The sequence below is a fragment of the Sphingobium sp. D43FB genome, from assembly GCF_002312805.1.
GTDB lineage: Bacteria > Pseudomonadota > Alphaproteobacteria > Sphingomonadales > Sphingomonadaceae > Sphingobium.
The window spans coordinates 196,383-218,165 of the sequence record NZ_NMUA01000001.1 but is presented as its reverse complement, the minus strand read 5'-3'; the positions used below and the strand labels follow the sequence as shown (position 1 = coordinate 218,165).

At 64.3% G+C, this 21,783-nt stretch carries 23 protein-coding genes and 1 tRNA gene; 7 read left to right on the top strand and 17 right to left on the bottom strand.

The annotated features are described in order from the left end of the window. Window positions 1–55: 55 nt before the first annotated feature. Both SxD43FB_RS01020 and SxD43FB_RS01015 read left to right on the top strand, forming a co-directional pair. Window positions 56–1,225: a bifunctional 2-C-methyl-D-erythritol 4-phosphate cytidylyltransferase/2-C-methyl-D-erythritol 2,4-cyclodiphosphate synthase gene (locus SxD43FB_RS01020; protein WP_096060612.1), complete on the top strand. Its 1,170-nt coding sequence runs from the start codon at window positions 56–58 to the stop codon at window positions 1,223–1,225. A gap of 4 nt (window positions 1,226–1,229) precedes the next feature. Next, a complete protein-coding gene (locus tag SxD43FB_RS01015) occupies window positions 1,230–1,748 on the top strand; it encodes a CinA family protein (RefSeq protein WP_069066707.1) in 519 nt (172 codons plus the stop codon). Here SxD43FB_RS01015 and SxD43FB_RS01010 read toward each other — a convergent pair. Both SxD43FB_RS01010 and lipA read right to left on the bottom strand, forming a co-directional pair. Continuing rightward, window positions 1,694–2,170, bottom strand: coding sequence for a type II toxin-antitoxin system RatA family toxin (locus SxD43FB_RS01010; protein ID WP_096060611.1), 477 nt, complete (start codon window positions 2,168–2,170; stop codon window positions 1,694–1,696). The two genes, SxD43FB_RS01015 and SxD43FB_RS01010, sit on opposite strands and share 55 nt — an antisense overlap. A 7-nt stretch (window positions 2,171–2,177) precedes the next feature. Beyond that, window positions 2,178–3,119 (bottom strand): lipoyl synthase, encoded by a 942-nt coding sequence (gene lipA, locus SxD43FB_RS01005; RefSeq protein ID WP_096060610.1) that lies wholly within the window; start codon window positions 3,117–3,119, stop codon window positions 2,178–2,180. A 65-nt stretch (window positions 3,120–3,184) separates the two neighbouring features. Between lipA and SxD43FB_RS01000 the strand changes: the two genes are divergently transcribed. Both SxD43FB_RS01000 and SxD43FB_RS00995 read left to right on the top strand, forming a co-directional pair. Next, window positions 3,185–3,823 (top strand): carbonic anhydrase, encoded by a 639-nt coding sequence (locus SxD43FB_RS01000; protein ID WP_096060609.1) that lies wholly within the window; start codon window positions 3,185–3,187, stop codon window positions 3,821–3,823. Window positions 3,824–3,833: 10 nt separating this feature from the next. Then, on the top strand, window positions 3,834–4,649 hold the full coding sequence (locus SxD43FB_RS00995; RefSeq protein WP_096060608.1) for an NYN domain-containing protein: 816 nt from the start codon (window positions 3,834–3,836) through the stop codon (window positions 4,647–4,649). Between the two features lie 184 nt (window positions 4,650–4,833). On the opposite strand, the gene SxD43FB_RS00990 is transcribed toward SxD43FB_RS00995, so the two are convergent. Together SxD43FB_RS00990 and ettA are read right to left on the bottom strand one after the other, a co-directional pair. Then, a complete protein-coding gene (locus SxD43FB_RS00990) occupies window positions 4,834–5,955 on the bottom strand; it encodes a 5-methyltetrahydropteroyltriglutamate--homocysteine S-methyltransferase (protein ID WP_096060607.1) in 1,122 nt (373 codons plus the stop codon). Between the two features lie 23 nt (window positions 5,956–5,978). Next, the gene (gene ettA / locus SxD43FB_RS00985) at window positions 5,979–7,664 is read right to left on the bottom strand and encodes an energy-dependent translational throttle protein EttA (protein ID WP_037472204.1); all 1,686 of its coding nucleotides are present in this window, start codon (window positions 7,662–7,664) and stop codon (window positions 5,979–5,981) included. Window positions 7,665–7,766: 102 nt separating this feature from the next. Here ettA and SxD43FB_RS00980 point away from each other — a divergent pair, with 102 nt between their 5' ends. From SxD43FB_RS00980 to SxD43FB_RS00970, 3 genes are all read left to right on the top strand, one after another. Further along, on the top strand, window positions 7,767–9,140 hold the full coding sequence (locus tag SxD43FB_RS00980; protein WP_096060606.1) for a M20/M25/M40 family metallo-hydrolase: 1,374 nt from the start codon (window positions 7,767–7,769) through the stop codon (window positions 9,138–9,140). Window positions 9,141–9,296: 156 nt separating this feature from the next. Further along, window positions 9,297–9,509, top strand: a complete 213-nt coding sequence (locus tag SxD43FB_RS00975; protein ID WP_037472731.1) for a hypothetical protein — start codon at window positions 9,297–9,299, stop codon at window positions 9,507–9,509. Between the two features lie 105 nt (window positions 9,510–9,614). Beyond that, window positions 9,615–9,691, top strand: a tRNA-Pro gene (locus SxD43FB_RS00970). A gap of 6 nt (window positions 9,692–9,697) precedes the next feature. Here the strand turns inward: SxD43FB_RS00970 and SxD43FB_RS00965 are convergent. The 13 genes from SxD43FB_RS00965 to SxD43FB_RS00905 form a co-directional block, all read right to left on the bottom strand. After that, window positions 9,698–10,438 (bottom strand): A24 family peptidase, encoded by a 741-nt coding sequence (locus SxD43FB_RS00965; RefSeq protein WP_096060605.1) that lies wholly within the window; start codon window positions 10,436–10,438, stop codon window positions 9,698–9,700. Then, the gene (locus SxD43FB_RS00960; RefSeq protein WP_096060604.1) at window positions 10,435–11,157 is read right to left on the bottom strand and encodes a type II secretion system protein N; all 723 of its coding nucleotides are present in this window, start codon (window positions 11,155–11,157) and stop codon (window positions 10,435–10,437) included. Before SxD43FB_RS00960 ends, SxD43FB_RS00965 begins: the two co-directional genes overlap by 4 nt. Then, window positions 11,154–11,642, bottom strand: coding sequence for a type II secretion system protein M (locus SxD43FB_RS00955; protein WP_096060603.1), 489 nt, complete (start codon window positions 11,640–11,642; stop codon window positions 11,154–11,156). Before SxD43FB_RS00955 ends, SxD43FB_RS00960 begins: the two co-directional genes overlap by 4 nt. Next, window positions 11,639–12,757, bottom strand: coding sequence for a type II secretion system protein GspL (gspL, locus tag SxD43FB_RS00950; protein WP_096060602.1), 1,119 nt, complete (start codon window positions 12,755–12,757; stop codon window positions 11,639–11,641). The genes SxD43FB_RS00955 and gspL overlap by 4 nt, the downstream gene beginning before the upstream one ends. Then, window positions 12,754–13,743: a type II secretion system minor pseudopilin GspK gene (gspK, locus tag SxD43FB_RS00945; RefSeq protein WP_096060601.1), complete on the bottom strand. Its 990-nt coding sequence runs from the start codon at window positions 13,741–13,743 to the stop codon at window positions 12,754–12,756. Before gspK ends, gspL begins: the two co-directional genes overlap by 4 nt. Then, on the bottom strand, window positions 13,736–14,437 hold the full coding sequence (gspJ, locus tag SxD43FB_RS00940; RefSeq protein ID WP_096060600.1) for a type II secretion system minor pseudopilin GspJ: 702 nt from the start codon (window positions 14,435–14,437) through the stop codon (window positions 13,736–13,738). The genes gspK and gspJ overlap by 8 nt, the downstream gene beginning before the upstream one ends. Then, the gene (gene gspI / locus SxD43FB_RS00935; protein WP_255245559.1) at window positions 14,437–14,817 is read right to left on the bottom strand and encodes a type II secretion system minor pseudopilin GspI; all 381 of its coding nucleotides are present in this window, start codon (window positions 14,815–14,817) and stop codon (window positions 14,437–14,439) included. Before gspI ends, gspJ begins: the two co-directional genes overlap by 1 nt. After that, window positions 14,810–15,259, bottom strand: a complete 450-nt coding sequence (locus SxD43FB_RS00930; RefSeq protein WP_096060598.1) for a GspH/FimT family pseudopilin — start codon at window positions 15,257–15,259, stop codon at window positions 14,810–14,812. Before SxD43FB_RS00930 ends, gspI begins: the two co-directional genes overlap by 8 nt. A gap of 109 nt (window positions 15,260–15,368) precedes the next feature. After that, window positions 15,369–15,893, bottom strand: coding sequence for a type II secretion system major pseudopilin GspG (gene gspG / locus SxD43FB_RS00925; protein ID WP_176482641.1), 525 nt, complete (start codon window positions 15,891–15,893; stop codon window positions 15,369–15,371). Window positions 15,894–15,902: 9 nt separating this feature from the next. Next, entirely contained in the window at window positions 15,903–17,120 is a 1,218-nt protein-coding gene (gene gspF, locus SxD43FB_RS00920) for a type II secretion system inner membrane protein GspF (RefSeq protein WP_096060596.1), read from the bottom strand. Then, window positions 17,113–18,657: a type II secretion system ATPase GspE gene (gene gspE, locus SxD43FB_RS00915; RefSeq protein ID WP_096060745.1), complete on the bottom strand. Its 1,545-nt coding sequence runs from the start codon at window positions 18,655–18,657 to the stop codon at window positions 17,113–17,115. The genes gspF and gspE overlap by 8 nt, the downstream gene beginning before the upstream one ends. Window positions 18,658–18,674: 17 nt before the next feature. After that, window positions 18,675–20,873 (bottom strand): type II secretion system secretin GspD, encoded by a 2,199-nt coding sequence (gene gspD / locus SxD43FB_RS00910; RefSeq protein ID WP_096060595.1) that lies wholly within the window; start codon window positions 20,871–20,873, stop codon window positions 18,675–18,677. Next, entirely contained in the window at window positions 20,870–21,724 is an 855-nt protein-coding gene (locus SxD43FB_RS00905) for a type II secretion system protein N (protein ID WP_096060594.1), read from the bottom strand. The genes gspD and SxD43FB_RS00905 overlap by 4 nt, the downstream gene beginning before the upstream one ends. Window positions 21,725–21,783: the final 59 nt, after the last annotated feature.

The following is a 21,783-nucleotide window of genomic DNA, read 5'->3' as shown; positions in this document are numbered from 1 at the left end:
TCGGCAAGGGATGGGGTCTGGCGGCCCTCCCGGCACTCGGCTATGCGCTGGCCCCATGATAGACAATAGCAAGACTGTCGCGCTGCTCGTCGCGGCGGGCCAGGGCAACCGGGCCGGTGGCGACACCCCCAAGCAATTTCGCCTGGTCGCGAGCAAGGCCGTGCTGGCCCATGCCTATGACGCGCTGGCAGCGCATGGCGCGATCGATGCGATCCATATCGTGCTGGGCGCAGGGCAGGAAGACATGGCCCGCAAACTGCTCGGCGATCGCGTGGCCTCCTTCATCGAAGGCGCTGACAGCCGCCGCGGCTCCGTGCGCGCCGGGCTGGAGTCGATTGCGGCAACAGGTGGCGCAGCGCGGATTTTGATCCATGACGCCGCCCGGCCGTTCCTGCCGGGCGTGGTGATCGATCGGCTACTCGGCGCGCTAGGCGAGGCAGAAGGCGCGATCCCTGTGCTGCCGGTCGCCGATACGCTGGTGCGCGGCATGGACGGGCGCATGGCCGACGGCGTGCCCCGCGACGCACTGTTTCGGGTGCAGACGCCCCAAGCCTTCCGCTTCGACACGATACTCGCGGCTCACCAGGCCTGGGACATCGCCCGCGAAGCCACCGACGACGCCCAAATTCTCCGCGCCGTCGGCCATGACGCCATCCTGGTGGATGGCGATGAAGGACTGGAAAAATTGACCTATCCCCAGGATTTTGCCCGCGCCGAAGCGCGGCTGGCGCCCATTATGACCGTGCGCGTTGGCATGGGCTATGACGTCCATCGCCTGGCGACGGACGAATTATTATGGCTGGGCGGCGTGCTGGTCCCGCATGATCGTGGCCTCGCCGGGCATAGCGACGCCGACGTCGCCCTCCACGCCATCGTCGATGCGCTGCTCGGCGCGCTGGCGGAAGGCGATATCGGCAGCCATTTCCCGCCTTCCGACGCGCAATGGCGTGGCGCGTCGTCGGATCGTTTCCTCGCCTATGCGGGCGATCGGGTGACGGCGCGCGGCGGGCGGATCGATCATGTCGACCTGACCATCATCTGCGAAGCGCCCAAGATCGGCCCGCATCGCGACGCCATGCGCGCCCGCATCGGCACCATTCTCGCGGTCCCGATCGACCGGGTGAGCGTCAAGGCAACGACCACGGAGCGGTTGGGCTTTGCCGGGCGGCGCGAAGGTATTGCGGCGCAGGCGGTTGCCACCCTCTCCCTTCCCGCGCTATCCTGACATCATGCCCGACAACATCCTTCCCGCCGAACTCGTCGATCTCGCCGAGCGCGTCATCATCGCCAACCGGCGCGCAGGCCGCACCGTCGCCGTGGCGGAAAGCTGCACCGGCGGGCTGGTATCGGCTGCGCTGACGGAAATCGCCGGATCATCCGACGTGTTCGAGGCAGGTTTCATAACCTATTCCAATGACATGAAGGTCGAACTTCTTAAAGTGTCTCAGGATGTGCTCGAAACCTTCGGCGCCGTCTCGATCGCCACCGCATGGGCCATGGCCCAAGGCGCGCTCAAGCAAAGCCACGCCCATGTCGCCGTCGCCATCACCGGGATCGCAGGACCGGGCGGCGGCACCGAACAAAAACCCGTTGGCACGGTCGTCTTTGCCCGCGCCGAACGCGGCGCGTCGGCGGACAAGGTCGTCGCCGACATGCGGCATTTCGGCGATACCGGCCGGGGCGGCGTCCGGCTTCAGGCGGCGCTATGCGCGCTCGAACTGTTGCTGCCCGAACCCTCGGCACCATAAAGCGCGGCTGCGCGCGTTTCGAACGCGCCGATCATCTTGCGTAACGCCCGGTCGAACACCTGGCCCGCGAGCATTTCGAACAGGCGGTTCTTGAACTCGAATTCGACCTCGAAATCCACCAACACCCCGCCCTGCCCGTCATCGCGAAAGCGCCATTCATTGTGCAGATGCTTGAGCGGCCCGTCCATATAATCGACCCGGACATGGTCGGGCCGATGCTTGTGAACGCGCGAGGTGAAGCTTTCCTTGATCCCCTTGAAGCCCACGATCATGTCGGCAACCATGTCCGCTTCGCTGTCCGATCGGACACGGATCGCACTGATCCAGGGCAGAAATTCAGGATAAGCCGCGACATTGGACACCAGGTCGAACATCTGGGTCGGCGTATAGGGCAGATGGCGGGTTTCGCTATGCTTGGGCATTGAGAGCTCAGGCCTTCACGGCCGCTTTGGCCAACTTCGCTTCACGCGCCGCGCGCATCTGCGCGAAATCCTCGCCGGCATGATAGCTCGACCGGGTCAGTGGACTGGATGCAACCTGAAGGAAGCCCTTGGCCCGCGCGATCGCGGCATAGCTGTTGAACGCCGCCGGGGTGACGAACTCCATCACCTTGGTATGTTTGGGCGTGGGCTGCAGATATTGGCCCATCGTCAGGAAATCGATATCGGCCGACCGCATATCGTCCATCACCTGATGCACTTCCAGCCGCTCTTCGCCCAGCCCCAGCATGATGCCCGACTTGGTGAAGATCGACGGATCGAGCCGCTTGACCGACTCCAACAGCCGCAGCGACGCATAATAACGCGCGCCGGGCCGGATGGTCGGGTAGAGGCGCGGCACTGTCTCCAGATTATGGTTATAAACGTCCGGCCGCGCCGCGACGATCATTTCGACCGCCCGCTCATGCTTGTTGCGGAAGTCCGGGGTCAGTATCTCGATCGTCGTGTTGGGCGTCGTCCGGCGCAGCGCCTCGATCACCTTGACGAATTGCGACGCACCGCCATCGGGCAGATCGTCGCGATCGACCGAGGTGATGACGATATGCTCCAGCCCCATCTCCGCCGACGCATCGGCCAGATTCTGCGGCTCGTTGACATCGACCTTACGCGGCATCCCCGTCCTGACGTTGCAGAAGGCGCAGGCCCGCGTGCAGACATCGCCCAGGATCATGACGGTCGCATGTTTCTTCGACCAGCATTCGCCGATATTGGGACAGGCCGCTTCCTCGCATACCGTCGCCAGCCCCTTGTCCCGCATCAGCTTGCGCGTTTCATGATAGGCGGGACTGGTCGGTGCCTTGACGCGGATCCAGTCGGGCTTGCGCATGCGCTCCGGCTGACCGGGCACGGGGATGGGGGCAATGTCGTTCATTGGCCCCAGATAGCGATGCAGGGCCGGTCTTGCCAGTGCTGATATTGTCGGGCACACCCCGTCGCATGACCGACTTTACCGACATGCTCGCAGGCTATCGCCGCTTCCGTGAAACCGGATGGGCGCAACAGCGCGGCCGATGGGATGAATTGAACGAAGGGCAAAGCCCCCGCGTCATGGTGATCGCCTGTTCCGACAGCCGGGTTGACCCGACCCAGATTTTCGACAGCAGCCCCGGCGAAATCTTCGTCGTCCGCAACGTCGCTGCCCTCGTGCCCCCGTTCGAAACGACGCCTGGCCATCATGGCGTGTCGGCGGCGCTGGAATTTGCGGTGCAGGTACTGAAAGTCGGCGAGATCGTCGTCATGGGCCATGGCAAATGCGGCGGCTGCAAGGCCGCGCTCAGCCATGATCTGAAAGACGCGGAGCCGGGCGACGGCGGCTTCATCCATGCCTGGATCGAACTGCTCGACGATGCGCGCGAGACGGTGATTGCTGCCCATGGTGACGAACGTAGCGACGCAGTCGAACGGGCGATGGAGCAGGAGGCGGTGAAGGTCAGCCTCGCCAATCTGCGCACCTTCCCCTGCGTCCGGTCCAAGGAGCGCAAGGGCGAATTGAAACTCGTCGGTGCGTTCTTCGCCATTGCCGATGGCCAGTTGCACGTGATGGACGACCAAAGCGGCATTTTCTCACCCGCCTGAAAGGACTGATATGGCATCGACGCGCGATGGCAGCGGCAATATCGCCCTGCTGATAGACGCCGACAATGCGTCCGCCGCGCATTTCGATCCGGTGATGACCGTCCTGGCCGAACTCGGCACGGTCAATATCCGCCGCGCCTATGGCAATTGGAGCAAGACCACGCTCAAGACCTGGGCGGCGCTCTCGGTCGCGCAGGCGATCGAGCCGCAGCAGCAGTTCGATCTGACCAAAGGCAAGAACGCCACCGACATGAAGATGACGATCGACGCCATGGACCTGATGGCATCGGGCCGGGTCGATGGCTTTGGCCTGATGTCGAGCGACAGCGACTTCACCCCGCTCGTCACCCGCATCCGGCAGCAGGGCATTCCGGTCTATGGCTTCGGTTCGGTCCAGACGCCCGAAGGTTTCCGCCGCGCCTGCACCCGTTTCATCGACGTCGCCGCACTGGCCGCAGCCGAAGTGCCGCTGGCCAAGCCGGTCGCGAAGAAAGCGACAGCAACCGCCGCCAAGTCGCCGCCAGCGACAGAAAAAAGCACGCCTGCGAAAGCCAGTCCGGCCAAAGCCGCGCCACCCGCCCCGGTGGCGAAGAAAGCCGTGGACGAGGAAGTCATCAAATTGCTGATCGACGCCTATGGATCGGTCACCCGCGACGAACGCGGCTTCGTGCGACTGGGATCGGTGGGCCAACTGGCGGGCAACCGCTCCAGCTTCGACGTGCGCAATTATGGCTATAAACGCCTGTCCGACTTGGTGCAGGACGTCCCCAATTTCATCTCGGAAACGCGTGAAGGCGGACAGGTCTGGATCAAGCGGGTCAATTGATCCGCCCGACGAAACGCCGCCACGCTACCGACAATCGCAAAAAAAGGGCCGGTCTTCGCAAAGACCGGCCCGTAAAGTTTTAGGAGAGGATGCCTGAAAGGCACCGTCTTCCTGCATTGATAGCGGTATCATAACAAGTGCAAAGCGATGGTCTGCGGTTGCAAATGTTGCAACCGCAATGGAATCAGGCTTCGCCCCAGATGGCTTGTGCCGTCTGTACGACGAGTTCGAGCTTCGCCCGCTGTTCATCCGGCGTGATCGCATTGCCCTCTTCGGTGGAGGCAAAGCCGCACTGGGGCGCGATGCCGAGCTGGTCGATATCGGCATATTTCGCCGCTTCCTCGATCTGGCGCTTCAAGCCATCGATCGGCTCCAGGTCAGGCACCTTGGTCGTGATGAAACCGGGATAGACCCGCTGCTTGCCCTTGGCCAGGAAGCGCAACGGCTCCAGACCACCGGCCCGCTCGCTATCATATTCCATGAAGAACAGATCGACGCCGGTCTGATTGAAGATGGCATCCGCCGCCAGATCATAGGCACCCTCGGCCGCCCAGGTGGAACGGAAATTGCCGCGGCACATATGCATCCCGATCAACATGTCGGCGGGACGATCCTTGATCGCGTCCTGCATCATGCGGGCATAGGCGGTGATCAGCCAGTCAGGATCGATGCCTTCGGCCACCTTCTGCGCCCGATGCTTGGGGTCGCAGAGATAGGCGAAGAAGATGTCGTCCATCTGCAGATAGCGGCAACCCGCATCATAAAAGGCCTGAACCGCCTTGGCATAGGTCGCGGACAAGTCCGCGAATAGCGCACCGAGATCGGCATATTCGGGGACGCGAATATCCTCCTTCGCGGTCCGAAAATGGCAGCAGCTAGGGCCAGGGATCGAAATCTTCGGCGTCACGCTGGTCGTTTTCGCCAGGAACCGGAAATGGTCGAGCATCGGATGGTCCGCTGGGAAGTCCAGCTTGCCCGTGATGACCGGGAAGGTCGGCCGCAATTTGACGCCATGAAACTGCGCGCCATCTTCCGGGTCGCGCTGTTCCAGGTCGAAGCCGGTCAGCCCGCCCATGAAATCATAATGCCAGAAGGACCGCCGAATTTCACCGTCGGTCACGACCTTCAGGCCAACGGATTCCTGCATCTTTACCGCTTCGACGATCCCGGCATCCTCGATGGCGGTCAATTCCTCGCGGGAGATGCTGCCCTCTTCGAAAAAGGCTTTTCGGGCAGCGGTAACGGCAGCGGGTCGCAGCAACGAGCCGACATGGTCGGCGCGGAACGGAGGAGTAGAGTTGGTCATCGTCAAAAATCCGTGATGCGCGATTATCGGGTCAGCTTCTTATAGGCGAGGCGCGTGGGCCGATCGGCCGCATCGCCCAGGCGACGGCGCTTATCCTCCTCATAGGCTTCGAAATTGCCTTCGAACCATTCGACATGGCTATCGCCTTCGAACGCCAGGATGTGGGTGGCAAGCCGATCGAGGAAGAAGCGGTCATGGCTGATGACCACGGCACAGCCCGCGAAATTTTCGATCGCCTCTTCCAGCGCGCCCAGCGTTTCGACGTCGAGATCGTTGGTCGGTTCGTCGAGCAGAAGGACGTTGCCGCCCTTTTTCAGCATCTTGGCGATGTGGACGCGGTTGCGCTCACCGCCCGACAGCTTGCCGACATTCTTCTGCTGGTCCTGCCCCTTGAAGTTGAAGGCCCCGACATAGGCGCGCGTCGACATGTCATGGCCATTGACCTTCACATAATCGAGACCGTCGGAGATTTCTTCCCAGACATTCTTGCTTGGGTCGAGATGATCACGGCTCTGGTCGACATAGCCCAGCCGCACGGTCGTGCCGATATCGACTTCGCCGCTATCGGGCGTCTCCTGACCGGTGATGATCTTGAACAGCGTGGATTTACCCGCGCCGTTCGGCCCGATCACGCCGACGATGCCGCCCGGCGGCAGCAGGAAGGACAGGTCTTCAAACAACAGCTTGTCGCCATAGGCCTTGCTGATGCCCTTGAACTCAATGACCTTGCCGCCCAGACGCTCCGGCACCTGGATGACGATCTGTGCCTTGCCGGGGCTGCGATTATTCTGCCCTGCGACCAGTTCCTCGAACTTCTTGATACGCGCCTTGGACTTGGTCTGACGCCCCTTGGTCCCGGCCCTGATCCATTCCAGCTCGTCATTGATCGCCTTCTGGCGGCCGGTGGCCTCGCGGTCTTCCTGCTCCAGACGCTTGGCCTTCTTCTCCAGATAGGTGGAGTAATTGCCTTCGTAGGGGAAATATTTGCCCCGATCGAGTTCCAGAATCCAGCCCACGACATTATCGAGGAAGTAGCGGTCATGGGTGATCATCAGCACCGCGCCCGCATATTCCTTCAGGTGATTTTCCAGCCAGGTGACGCTTTCGGCGTCGAGATGGTTGGTCGGTTCGTCCAGCAGCAAGATGTCAGGCTTCTGGATCAGCAGCCGGGTCAGCGCGATGCGGCGCTTTTCACCGCCCGACAGATTTTCGACCGACAGGTCGGACGGCGGACAGCGCAACGCTTCCATCGCAATTTCGAGCTGATTGTCGAGCGTCCAGCCATCGACCGCGTCGATCTGCTCCTGCAACGTGCCCATTTCCTCCATCAGCGCGTCGAAATCGACGTCTTCGGGCGGATCAGCCATGATGTTGCTGATCTCGTTGAAACGATCCATCTTGTCCGCAATCTCGCGGGCACCGTCCTTGACGTTTTCCAGGACATTCTTGTTGGGGTCGAGCTGCGGCTCCTGCGCCAGATAGCCGACCGTGATATTCTCGCCCGGCCAAGCTTCGCCCGAAAAATCAGTGTCGATCCCGGCCATGATCTTGATGAGGGTCGATTTACCCGCGCCGTTCGGCCCGACGATGCCGATCTTGGACCCGCGATAAAATTGCAGGTTGATGTTGCTCAACACCGGCTTGGGCGCGCCGGGGAAGGTCTTGGTCATGCTCTTCATGACATAGGCATATTGCGAGGAGGCGGACATGGGTTCTGCAGCTCCGAATAAAGACAGAGAAAGGATTTGGCGCGGAGTTAGCGGAGGCGGGACGCATTGGCAAATGGGTGATGGCTCGCTACGCTCCCATCCATGCAGAAAATCCGATCGGGCACGCTGGCCGCCCTCCTCCTTGGCAGCGCTTTCACCCCCACCCTCTCCCTCGCTGCCCCGGCAGACAGCACCGCGATTCGCGAAGCGGCGCTCAAGGACGACGTCGCCTGGGACTTTACCGAAGGGCTGACCACCGAAGTCGGGCCGCGCCCGGCTGGCACGCCGCAGGAGGCGCGCGCACGCGACTGGGCAGTGGCCAAGCTCAAAGCGCTGGGGTTCAGCAATGTGCGGTCCGAACCCTATACCATGCCGGTATGGGTACGCGGGCATGACGAAGCGAAGATCCTCTCGCCCTTCCCACAAAATCTGGTGCTGGCGGCGCTGGGCAATAGCGGATCGACCACGGACAAGGGGATTACCGGCGAAGTCGTCTATTTCCCGACCCTCGCCGATCTGGAAGCGGCCCCCGACGCGAGCCTGAAGGGCAAGATCGCCTTCGTCAGCCATGGTATGGATGCAACGCAGGACGGCTCCTCCTACGGCTATTTCGGCGCAGCGCGTCGGCAGGGGCCAAGCATCGCGGCGAAGAAGGGCGCGATCGGCATCCTCATCCGCTCGATCGGCACCGACCATCACCGCATGCCCCATACCGGCGTTCAGATGTGGGCCGATGGCGTCACGCCGATCCCGGCCGCGGCGCTCTCCGTACCCGATGCCGAACAGCTCGCCCGCGTCATTGCGCGCGGTCAGCCGGTCAAGCTCCACCTCACCCTGACATCGAAGATGCTTAAGGATCAGCCATCGGGCAATGTCATCGCCGAAATTCCCGGCAGCGATCCGGCAGCAGGCGTCGTTGTCGCCGCCTGCCACCTCGACAGCTGGGACCAGGGCACGGGCGCTATCGACGACGCCAGCGGCTGCGCCATTGCGGCGGCATCCGCCCTGCATGTCGCAAAAGCGGGACAGCCCCGCCGTACTATCCGCGTGCTGATGGCGGGCGCAGAGGAAGTCGGCGGCGATGGCGCGCGCGCTTATTTCAAGGCCCATGGCGCGGAAAAACATGCGCTGGCGATCGAGTCGGACTTTGGTGCCGACCGGGTGTGGCGCGTCGATTTCAAGCTACCGCAAGGGCATGAAGCGCTGGCGACGCGCGTAGCGGCGGCACTGGCCCCGCTCGGCATCGGCGCAAGCAAGCAGGAGGCTGGCGGCGGCGCGGACATCGCGCCTTTGGTGCGGGCGGGCGTGCCCGTCATCGACCTTCAGCAGGATGGCACGCGCTATTTCGATCTGCACCACACGCCCGACGATACGCTGGACAAGGTGGACCCCGCGCAACTGCGCCAAAACGTCGCCGCCTGGGCCGTCACATTGAACCTTATCGCCAATGCATCAGAATCCATGGGCGTTAACTGAACTTTTATTGTAGACAACACCCCGTCGCGTGATTCTGTCGCTTCACCGACGCAGAAAAGCATTGATTTGTGCAGCGCACACGTTAATGCGGGTCGCTCGCGTAGGGTCACATCATAAAGTGGCTGACGCGGCAAAATGCTATGGGAGCCGTACACAATGAAGAAGATCGCTGTAGTTTTCGCTTCGGCCAGCCTGATGGCTCTCGCCGCTTGCGGTGAGACCCCGGCCAACGAAACCGCGAACGCTTCGAACGCCGTGGTTGAGAATGTCGTCGAGAACGCCATGAACGCCTCGGACAATGCCATGAATGCCGCCAACGCTGCCGACAACGCTGCGATGATGGCAAACAACGCTGCGAACGCGATGTAATCTTCGCGTCAGCGAGATTTCCGAAGGGCGGGCCGTCAGGTCCGCCCTTTTTGTTTGTAAGTCGATTGACGGCACGCACATTGGGCCGCTAAGGCGCATCGACGTCGGGGAGTAGCGCAGTCTGGTAGCGCGCCTGCTTTGGGAGCAGGATGTCGCAGGTTCGAATCCTGTCTCCCCGACCACTTACCTCACATGATGCGCTGCACGATGATCCAGGCCGGCACAGCCGCCAGCGCCAGGAACGTCCCCAGCGGGACGCGCGCACCGGCTTCCTTGGCCCTGCCCGTCATCAGCATCACCAACAGACCCGTCGCCGACGCAATCAGCAGGATGAAGGGCAAGGCTTGCCAGCCCGTCCATGCGCCGAGCGCGCCCAGCAGCTTGGCATCGCCCAGGCCCAGCCCGTCCCGCCCCCGCACCGCCCGATAGCCAAGCGCAATGGCCAATAGCGCGCCATAGCCCGCCGCCGCACCAATGGCGCGATCGACCAGCGCCACGTCGGTTGCCCACAGGCCGATAGTGAAGCCTAGAAAGGCCAGCGGCAGCGTAAGCGCATCGGGGAGCCAGAAATGCCGCCAGTCCAGCACCGCCAGCGTCAGCAGCAACCATCCGAACACAGCCCAGCCGATGCCGCCCAGATTGGGCATCATGCCCAGCGCCAGCACGCCAATCACGGCGCATCCCGCTTCGACCCGGCCATGCAAAGGGTCGATCGCTGCCCCACAACTGCGGCATCGCCCGCGCTGCATCATCGCGCTGACCAACGGTATCAAATCCCGCGCGCCAAGCGTCCGCCTGCACCCGTCGCAGGCCGATCGCCCCCGCATCACGCTGCGCCCCTGCGGCCAGCGCAGGATCAGCGTCGCGAGAAAACTGCCGAGAATGGCACCCGCAAGGCCGCCGATCAGCGCCGCAACCGGCTCGATCACAGTGTGCCGTCGACCTTGAGCAACTGCCCGTTGCCAACAGCCGTAAAGCCCGCCAGTCCCAGCGCCGCGGCCAGTGCCGGATCCGCCGTCTCCACCCGCATTTCAGCAGAATAGCGTCCCGACCGCCAGATGCGCAGCGTCAGCTTTTCCATGCCCGACTGGCTGACCAGCGGCAGCAGCAAGGCATCGCCATCGCAACTGACGACGCCCGAAAGCCCCTGCGTCAGGTTGAGGCCGGGAAATTGCCCCGCCATCCGCGCCCGCACTCGCCCCTCGGCATGGCCGCAGCGATCTCCGGCGAAATAGGCACTGACATCCTCCAGCATCAGGCTACCCACTGGGAGCGGCGCAAAGGTGCGACCCAGCGGCACCGCGCCCGTCACATCGTCGATGCCGATCCGGCCGAAGCCGACCGTCAAAGCGCCGCCAATATCGTCGGCCAGGCCGTTGCGCCGCTCTATGTCGAATCGCGCACGCCCGGTCAGCAGGGCAATGGGCGAAAGACCCGCGCGCACGCTCCCCATCGGCATCTCGCCCAGCATCAACTGGTCGATCCGCCCGCTCCACACCGTCCCCCGCACTTCCCGTGCAGCGACACCAAGGCGCTCCAGCCCAGCAAGGCCCAGCGCAACCCGCATCGGCAGGAAGATCAGCAAGCCAAGCGCCAGCGTGACGAGCAGGATGATCCGCATCCGACGCGACAGGGTCAGGCCCATCATTGTCCGTTCCCTCGCGCAAGCACGGCCTGCACCGACACGCTGCCCGCCATGGGTGCAGGCCGCGCGCTCATCGTATCGACGCGCACGCCTTGGGCTTCCAGCGTGGCGAGCCAGCTGAACAGCGCCACCGGGCGAACCGAGGCGAGCGCGATGTCCATCCGGTCCGCCCCTTGCGCTTGCGCCCGTTCCAGCGTCAATCCCGCCTCACCCGCGCTCTGGCCCACCAACTGGTCGATCGGCGCGCTCGGTCCTGCCGCCTGCGCATTGCGGGGCAAGGCCTTCAACTGCTTGACCGCCGCGCGTACCGCGGCGTTGCGGTCGGTCGCGGCGCGCAAGTCATCACGCGCTGCAACCTGCGCCCGGTCGAGCGGCATCGCCACCCCGAACCACAGGATCACGCCCGCCAGCAGCGCGAACATCACGCCCAGCATCACCTGTTCGCGCGCCGAGCGTTCGGCCCAAAGGCTCTTCATCCGTTCCATCATGACCGCACCGTGATATCCGCCAGCGTTCGCCCGCCCGGATCCTGCGATGGGGTGGCCGTGATCGTGAAGCCCGCCGCCTGGAGCGCGAGCAGCACGATGTTGATGTCATCGGCCTTCGCCGAGGCCAGCGTCGCGCGGACCATCCCGTCCGGGTCGCGCGACAGGCTGGTCAGTGCCACACCCGGCGCATCCTGCATCGCGCTCAGCAATCCGGCGACCGGTGCCGTAAAGGCACGCCCACCCGCCCCGCGCGCAGCAAGCTGCCCTTCCATCTCGGCCAATGCCTGCGCCGGATCACTGGCGCCCGGCAGCACTTGCTGCGCCTGCGCCAGACTGTCCGCGTCGAGGCGGCTGGCCTCGCCATAATTTTTCGCAATGCCGATGAGCGCGATCAACAGGCTGGCGAGCAGGATCAAGCCACTCCACAAAGCGATCCGCCCAATCACCCGCTGGTCGATCGACCGCCGCACCCGCTTGGCAAAATCGCCTTGGCGCAGGTCGAGCGGTGGATTGTCGAGCGCGGTGATGGCGCGCCCCTCGATCAAACCAGGCGACACATCGGCAATCGGTGCATCGCCGACCAGGGCGTCCGTCGCCATGTCGTCGGTCAGCGCCATGTCGACACCGCGCAACACGGTTGCGCCGCCAATGTCGCCCCGCGCAAAGCCGTCCTCCGGCTCAGGCAGCAGCAAAGCGGCGGGGACGATCAAATCAGGGTCCAGCCCGTGATGCTGCGCCCATAGCAACCAATGCTGCATGTCGGCGCGGCTGGCGAGCGCGATGATATGCGGCCGGGCGGGGTCTTCATTGGCGCAAGGGGCAGCGAACAGCTGGTCCGCTGGCGCAATGCCACCCGCCAGGGCCGCCAACCGCGCCGCTGCCCGCCCCTGCCGCACCGGTAGGTCGGGATGGGCGGTCCAGTGCAAAGCCACCAAAGCGGCCGGCGGCACCAACATTACTCGCGCCTGATCGGGCAAGGCGGCGATGCCACAGGCGGCGAGCCAATTGGCGCCCACGCCCGACTGCACCAGCGCGCCATCGATCACCCGCATCCAGTGCGGCTCCGCCTCTTCCGCTTCGGGCAGAAAGACGATCAAGGCATCGCGTGCGCTCATGCGCCCGCGCCCCAACTGCGTCGCACGATCGTCGCCGGGTTCTCCCGCGCGTCGATCAGCGCGCGCTCCACCAATTGCGTTCCCCCGACATTCACCGACACGTCCACTTCGAAAAACCCCGTCGTCAATTTGACCTGCTCCGCCACCTCGGTCATCGGCGACAGGCCGCTAAGCGAAGGCATAGCCCAGAATTGCACCGTGCTGCCGTAGCCGTCCGGTGGCCGCTGCGCCAGCAATTGCCGCGCCTGCACCACCGACAATTGCCCCGGCAACAGCATCGCAAATAGCGGTGCCTGCGTCGGTAGCAGCGTATTGATGTTGATCGGCGACAAATCCGTGACGGGCAGCGCGCAAACCCATGGCCGCGCCAGATCGTAAATGGCAGGCGTGATGCCGTTGACCGCGCGCAATTCGCTGGCATCGACCATCAATCGGTTTGCCGCGCGATAGGGGCGCGGGGCCTGCGCATAGGTTTCGTCCTCCGCGCCGCCGGGCTGCGCAACGCTGTCGCTATCAATCCAGTCGGCCAGCGCAGCCGAGGCGCCCTGCGCCTGGCGCGCATCGACACCCAGCGCCTGAAGCAAGGCCTGAAATTGCGATACGCCGATGGGCCGGACCTTCAGGCTGGCCTCGCTCTCCCCTGTCACGACGCTGTTCACATTGAAGCAATTGCCGCCGTCGGTGACCCGCGCGGTCGCGATGCCGCCGGGAACGGGAATGCTCTGCGGCGTCCCCATCCATCCGCCCGCCAGCGTGATCCTGGCCGGATTGGACGCGACGAGATCACCGATCCGCATGCGCGCAATCTGCGTCCCGGCGTCGGCATAGGCCCGCGCCTGATCGATCGCGCCGCCATTGCCCGTCATGCGCGTGGCCAGCGCCACCCGTTCAAGCGCGGTCGCAGCGACGACGGACATGACCGCGACCAGCAGCAATACCGTCAGCAGCGCCGCACCGCGTTCATTGGGCTTGCGCAGATCAGGCACCGGTTGCGCCTTCGACAATCGGCCTCTCGATCGGGCCGGGCGCGACCAGGAAGCGCAATGCAACCGGCGGTTCGCCCGTCCGCGTCAACACCATCTCGACCGCGCGGGGGAGCAGGTCGGGCTGGGTCGGGGTCCAATCATCCCGCCATTTGCCCTGCGCATCCCGAAATTTCAGGACAACCGCTTCGACATTGTCCAGCAGCGCCGCTGGTTCATCGCCCGCCGCGCCGTCCAGTTGCGCATAGCTGCGCCGCTCCAGCCGCCCCTGCCGCACCCAATATTCGATCTTTTGCAGCGAAGGCCGCGGCAGGTCGCCCAGATTGTCCCAGCCGCCGCGCACGAACTGCATCACCGGTTGGCCTTCGCCTTCCCCGTTCGCCCAGAAAGCTGGCGCAAGCGTGCCGCTCTCCGTGCGGGTGATGCGCGGCACTGCTTGCCCCAGATCGCCCGCCAGCGCCCCGCTCGCGCGCTGGACCGCGGCCATATCGTCAAGCCGCGCCTTGATCTGCGCCTGCGCCGACACGCTATTGCCGAGCAGCAGGACGCCCGCACTGGCCAGCATCGCAAAGATCATCAGCGCGACGAGCAATTCGATCAGCGTAAAGCCCGCGTCCGCACCATGCTCTCCGTTCGCTTCGAGCGAAGTCGAGAAGCCGTGGCACGACCCGAATAGATGTGAGCGCGCGCAATGCATCACTCCACCACCCGCACAAAGCTCAGCACCACCGGCGACGCGCCCGGCTGCCCGTCCACCGTCAAGTCCACCTGTAGCAGCCGCTGGTCGTCGGTCGGCTTGACGATCCGGTGCCAACGCCAGTCCCGCCCGCCATTGGCGACCGCGCCCTCCTCTTCGCCCACCGAAGGCGGCAAAGGATCGCTCTGCACCTCCACCATCAGGTTGCGCGCGACGATCTGGCCCAACGCCTTGCTGTCGAGATCGGCAGCGGTGCGCAGGGTCACCCCCTGCAACCGCACCAGCGCCAGCGCCGCCAAGCTGAACACCGCCAGCGCGACGAGCATTTCTAAAAGCGTAAAGCCCTGTTGGGCGGGGGCAAGGCGTTCGGGTTTACCCACCGACCATGACCTTCCCGGCCATATCGACCGTCACCGACACCCGCTCGCCTTCGCGCGCCAGCGTGACGGTCAGAGGATCGGTCGGCAGCCCCGTGCCATCAAAGCCGATCTGTTGCCGCCCGTCCTTGCCCACCAAAGCGCGCGTGCCGCCCTTCCAGTTGGCGGTGACGAAGGGCTTGTCCTCCAACGGCACCCACCGCCCATCCTCGCGGCGCTGGAAGCCATAGCCCGACGCCGACACCCACAATCCCATCGGCGCAGCCGTGACGACCGCTTCGTCGCGCGCGGCAGCAACGCGCGCGGCAAAGCGGTCGGCATCCTCGATCACGCGCCCGCGCGGATCGGGAATGGCCATGACGACGGCAGCCGAAATGAAACCGATGATCGTCAGCACGACCATCAGTTCGACAAGCGTGAATCCCTGTTGGGCGGAACGCCGCACAAAGTTGAACTCACATCCGTTCGTTTCGAGCGAAGTCGAGAAACGAGGCAGAGCCCGGTTCAACGAAGCTAAACGCTTCTCGACACGCTCGAAGCGAACGGCGGATAGGTTACATCTCGCTGGAATAGATATCCGCATTTTCGCTCTCGCCACCCGGCTGTCCATCCGCGCCCAGCGAACTGATGTCGAACGCGCCCTTGCGCCCTGGCACCGTGTAAATATAGGCGCGGCCCCACGGATCGTCGGGCAGCTTCTTGATATAGCCACCGCGACGATAGCGCTGCGGCTGGGCCAGCGACGCGGGCGGATTGAGCAGTGCCTGCAACCCGTCGGATCCGGCGGGATAGGTCAGATTGTCGAGCCGATATTGCTCCAGCGCCTGTTCGATCGTGGAGATGTCGGCCTTCGCTTTCTCGACCCGCGCGGTATCGGTCGCGGGAATGACGTTGATCGCCACGATCGTCGCCAGCAGGCCGATGATGACGATGACCACCATCAATTCGACCAGCGTGAAGCCTTCTTCTCCCCGCCTGTTATCTCCGTTCGCCCTGAGCCTGTCGAAGGGCACTCCTTTTGCTGAAAAGAAAGAAGGGGCTTCGACACGCTCAACCCGAACGGATTTTAGCTTAAACATATTCAACTCCTAAGCCCCGGTCAGGCTTTGCAACTGCAAAATCGGCAGCAGGATGGACAGGATGATGACGGCGACGATGCCGCCCATCAGTATGATGATGATAGGTTCCAGCATGGCGAGCGCGGTCGAGGTGAACGAGTCGAACTCGCGCTCCAGATAATCCGCCGCGCGTTCCAGCATCGTATCGAGCCGCCCGGCACTTTCGCCGCTGGCCGCCAGATAGACCAGCAGCGGCGGGAACACACCGGCCCGGCGCAGCGCGGCGGACAGGCTGCCCCCGCCCCGGATCGCTTCGACAATCTCGTCCGACGCGCGGCGCAATACCCGATTATGCACGGTGTTGGCCGTCAGCGTCAGCCCCTCCATCAACGGCAGGCGACTCGCCACCATGGTCGACAGCGTCCGCGCCATCCGCGCGGCGTGCAGATCGCGGATCAGCTTGCCCAGCACCGGCAGCCCCAGCAAAGTCGCGTCGAACCGATAGCGGAACCGCTCATTTTTGAGCGCCCGCCAGAAGGCGACGCCGCCCAGGATCATCGCGATCAGCAACAGCCACCAATAGGCCGCCAGAAACGCCGACAAGCCCATCACCATCCGCGTCAGCAGCGGCAATTCCTGCCCCACCGTGTCGAACTGCTCGACTACCTTGGGCACGACGAAGATCATCAACGCCGCTACCACGAACACCGCAAAGGTCGCCAGCACCGATGGATAAGCGATCGCGGTCAGCACCTTCGACCGCATCAGGGCTTGCCGTTCCATCAGGTCTGACAGTCGCTCCATGATCGTGGGCAGGCTGCCGGAGCTTTCGCCTGCGGAGATCATCGCGCGATAGAGCGGCGGGAAACTTTTCGGCTCCGCGCCGAGTGCATCGGCCAGCCGCCGCCCCTCCATCACGCCCGAATGGACCTTGCCGACGACGGCGCGGACATGATCCTGCTCGCTCTGCCGCCCGATCGTGCGCAGCGATTCTTCCAGCGGACTGACCTGCGTCAGCGTCGCCAATTGCCTTGTGAACAGCGTCAGTTCCTTGGCGCTCAGGCGCGGGCTGCGCAGCGACAGATTCGCGCGGCTGCGCGCGCTCTCCACCGCGCCCGGCTCCAGCGCGACGATGAACAGCTTGCGCGCGTCCAGCTTGGCGCGCGCCTCCTCGATGCTATCGGCCTTGATCGATCCCTTGCGGTCCTTGCCGGCCGGGTCGATCGCGACATAGTCGAACTCAGCCATCGACGATCGTTTCCGCCTCGACCGAATCACGCCGCGACACGCGGATCGCCTCTTCCGCCGTGGTCTGTCCGTCGCGCACCAGAGCGCGCGCGGCCGACCCCAGATTGGGCGCATTGAGGAAGGCATGGCGCGCAATCAGCGATTCGTCGCCACCATCATTGATCAGGCGGCGGATCGTATCATCGACGCGGATCGCCTCGAACACGCCGATCCGGCCCTTATACCCCGTACCGCTACATTCGTCGCAGCCACGCGCGCGATAGATGATCGTGCCGGGATCGAAACCCAGCAGCGCACTGGCCGACTTGTCCGCCTGCACCGGCTCGCGGCAACTCTGACACAAGCGCCGCACTAGCCGCTGGGCGATCACCGCGCGCAGCGTGGATGCCAGCAGGAACGGCTCGACCCGCATGTCGCGCATCCGCGTGATCGCCCCGACCGCGTCGTTGGTGTGGACGGTGGACAGCACCAGATGCCCGGTCAGCGACGCTTGCACCGCAATCTCCGCCGTCTCGCGATCACGGATTTCGCCGACCATCACCACATCGGGATCCTGCCGCAAAATCGCGCGGAGCCCAGCCGCAAAGGTCAACCCGACCTTGGCATTCACCTGGGTCTGGCCAACGCCCTCCATCGCATATTCAACGGGGTCTTCGACCGTCAGAATGTTGCGTGATCCGTCGTTTAGCTGGCGCAAACCGGCATAAAGTGTCGTCGTCTTGCCCGACCCGGTCGGCCCGGTGACCAGGATGATGCCATTGGGTTCGCTCAATCCTTCGCGGAAAATCCGATCCGGCGTGCCGTTCATCCCCAACAGGTCGAGCGTAATCCCCGCATTCTCCTTGTCGAGAATACGCAGCACCACCCGCTCGCCCGCCCGGCTTGGCAGGGTGGACACACGCACGTCGAGCAGCTTGCCGCCCAGCGTCAGGCCGATGCGCCCATCCTGCGGCACACGCCGCTCGGCAATGTCGAGCCGCGCCATCACCTTGATGCGGCTGACCACAACCGGCGCGACATGCGGCGGCATGCGCAGCGTTTCGCGCAGAACGCCATCCACGCGCATGCGAACGATCAGGCCCGTTTCATAGGGTTCGATATGAATATCCGACACGCCCTGCCGCGCGGCTTCGGCGATGATGCCGTTGATCAGGCGGATTGCGGGCGCATCGTCCGCGCTATCCAGCAGATCGTCGGCCGTCGGAATATCGGCAGCCAATATGTCCAGCTCATCCGCACCGACATCCAGCGACCCCGCCATCGCGGCCGCGCTGCCCTCCATCGCATAATGGTTGGACAGATGCCGGTCGAACTCGGCGGGCGTCGTGAAAACGACATCGAAACTGCGCGCCAAATGACGCCGCACCTCCAGCAGCACGCGCGGATCGCTCCCCTCCCGCACGCCGATCGTCAGCCGCTCGCCTTCGATCGGCAGCATGACGACGCCATTCTTGCGCGCGAAGGTGTAGGGTATGTCGATGGGCCGCGGCGGCGCGGGGGGAAACGTCCCGATGCTGGAAGCAGCGTCCGCTGGCATGGCTGGACCCGTGTCGCTCACTGCTGACCTCCGCTTGGGGGCAGATCCACCGGCCGCACCACGCCGCTCGACTGCCGCACGATCGGCTCGATCACGTCCGGCTGCGCAGGCGCCACCACCGCATCGGTCGGCTGCGGCGGCAATGGCGGTGTCGCCCCCATATAGTCGCGGACCAGCTCATCGATGGTCGGCTCCATGTCGGGATTACGCTGCAACTGCATCCCCCGAACATAGCCATAGCGCTGCTGCGTCAGCTTTTGCGCGTCCTCCTTCGACCGCAATATGGTCGGGCGGATGAACACCATCAGGTTCGTCTTGGTCCGGCTGCGGCTGCGCGATTTGAACAATTCGCCCAGCCCCGGAATGTCCGACAGCAGCGGAATCCGCTCGATCGTCTTGCGTTCATTATCGTCGAGCAAGCCGCCCAGCGCCAATATCTCGCCATCATCGACCGTGACCGTGGTCTCGATCTCACGCTTGTTGATGATGAGGTCGCTGCTCGAATTGCTCACCGGCCCGGCGACGCTCGACACTTCCTGCCGCAGGAACAGTTTGATCGCGCCGCCCGTATTGATCTGCGGCTTCACTTCCAGCTTGATGCCGACATCCTGCCGCTGGACGGTGCGGAACTGGTTATCGAAATTCTGGCTCAACGCCTCGCCGGTTGTCACCGGCACCTGCTGCCCGACCAAAATCGACGCCTTCTGATTATCGAGCGTCATCACCGACGGCGTGGACAGCAGATTGCTCTCCGTATCGGACTTCACCGCATTGATGATCGCCCCGAAAATGCCATTCTTGCCGATGCTCCCACCAAGGCCAGCGATCGCCCCGGTCGCGCTGGTCAGACTGTTGATCGCCGCCTGCTGCAAGGTGCTGGCCAGGTCGCCGCTATTCTGGACCTCGGTCGTGGTGCGCGTGCCGTCGGGCGCAACAACGGTCGTTGTCGTCGTGCCCAGCTGAGTCGCGCCATAGGCCCCGGCCAGCGTCAGCAAATTGGGCGAGGCGTTAGAATAGTTGGAGGCAGCAAAGCCGGTTGAGGTGCTGCCGAGCAGGAATTGCACGCCGAGCTTCTTGGCCGCCGCATCGCTGATCTCGACGATGATGGCTTCCACCAGCACCTGTTCGCGGCGCGTGTCGATCTGGCGGATCGTCTCGCCCAGCATCCGCTGCACATCGCTATTGGCCGCAACGATGATCGCGTTCGCGCCTTCGTAACGGGTGACGATCGCCGGACCACGGGTCGAAATGCCGCTGCCGCTGGAGGAACCCGAAGACGCAGCCGCAACCGGGGCCGCGGCCTGCGCAGCGGGCGCGGCGCTGCCGCCCGCCGCTGGCGTGGAGGCGGTCACCGGCTGATTGGTCGACTGCCCCACCAACTGTTGCAACACCGGCAACAGCTTTTCGGCATCGGCATGTTCCAGCCAATAGACGCGGATTTCGGTGCCGCTCGCGGCCTGCTGGTCGAGCTGACGCGCCATGGCAGAGAGGCGGGCGACGGTATTGGCATCGCCCCGGATGGCAATCGCGTTGCTGCTATCGATCGGCACCACGGTAGCGGCCGAAGCCACCGCATTCTCCCCGCCACCGCTGCTCGCGACCAACGCCTGCAGTGACGTCGCAATCTCGCGCGCACCGGCATTTTTCAGCATCACCATCTGCGTTGCCGACGTGTCGCGATCGACCCGCGCGATCACCTGGCGGATGCGGGCGATATTATCGGCATAGTCCGCGACCACCACACTGTTGCCCGCACGATTGGCCGTGACCGACCCCTCCTTGCTGACGAGCGGGCGCAGCGTTTCCAACGCGCTCGCCGCATCGATCGAGCGCAGGCGGAACACCTCGGTCACGAAGCTGTTGCGGCTGGCACCCCGGCCGACGCTACTCGGTTGGCCCGACGCGCCATCGGCGGGCTGGATGCGATAGGCACCGCCCGGTGCGGGCACCGCAACCAGCCCATTGGCGCGCAGCGTGGACAGCACGATCTCGAAATATTCGGAACGCGACAGCGGCCGGTCGGTCACGACCGACACCTTCCCCTGCACCCGATTGTCGATGATGAAGGTGCGTCCCGTCACCCGCGCCGCGTCCTGAATGAAGGCGCGAATATCGGCATCGCGGACGTTGAGCGTCTGCTGCGCCATCAGCGGCGCGGCGATCGGCGTCGCCAGCGCGAGGGCAAGGGCGGCGGTGTGGAGGAGTTTGCGGGTCATTGGCCTTGCACGATCAGGTTGACGGAGGCGACGGCAGCGCCGCGCTCCACGGTCAGGGACAGGCGCGCACCGGGCGCGATCTGGTTCTGGATGGATAGCAGGTCGCCGATCGGCTGACCGTTGATCTGGGTGACGATGTCGCCGGGGCGGAAACCGGCGCTGGCAAAGCCCGGTCCCTTGGCGCTCACCGCCAAGCCTGTAACCCGGCCATTCTGCATCCGGGGCGCAAAGCCGATGTCGCGCTTCAAACTATCCGCCGTGGGCCCGGAGCCGATCGGCGCAACCGACCCTTCGCCCGGTGATGGTGATGCGTCGACAGAAGGCGCGCCACCCTCGGGCGCGGCGGCGGGGGCCGGGGTCGATTGATCTATGAAAATCTGCTCTTCCGCCCCGCCCCGGTCGATCGTCACATGGTCGAACGCGACAGCCTTCAACACCACGCCGGGCATGATTTCGTCGCCCACGGCAAAGCTGTTCTGCACGCCATCCGGCGACGCGATGATCGCCGAACCAAGCCCGGACCCTTCATTGACGCGCACGCCATAAAGGGTGAGCGCCAGCGACGTGACCACGCCATCGCCCGACGGCGTTGGCGCATCGCTGCGGAAGAAGGGGTCGAAGGACGCGAACAACGCCTGCCGCGCGCTGGGCGACAGGATTTGCGCTTGGCGCCCTTCCCATGGTCCGAAGCTGCCGACCGGCACCACGACTGCCCAGACGAGCCGCACCAATTGCAACGCCAGCAGCATCAACAGGCCGCGCTCCAACAGGCGCCACCCGTCGAACGGCGGCAAGCCCCGCGGTCTACGCTCGCTCCACCCGCGCACAGTCTGGCCGAACGGCACTCGCATGATCTGATGAAGCCCCCTTTGATATGGGAGCCTGCTAGGCATTTCTTCTTACGGCAAGA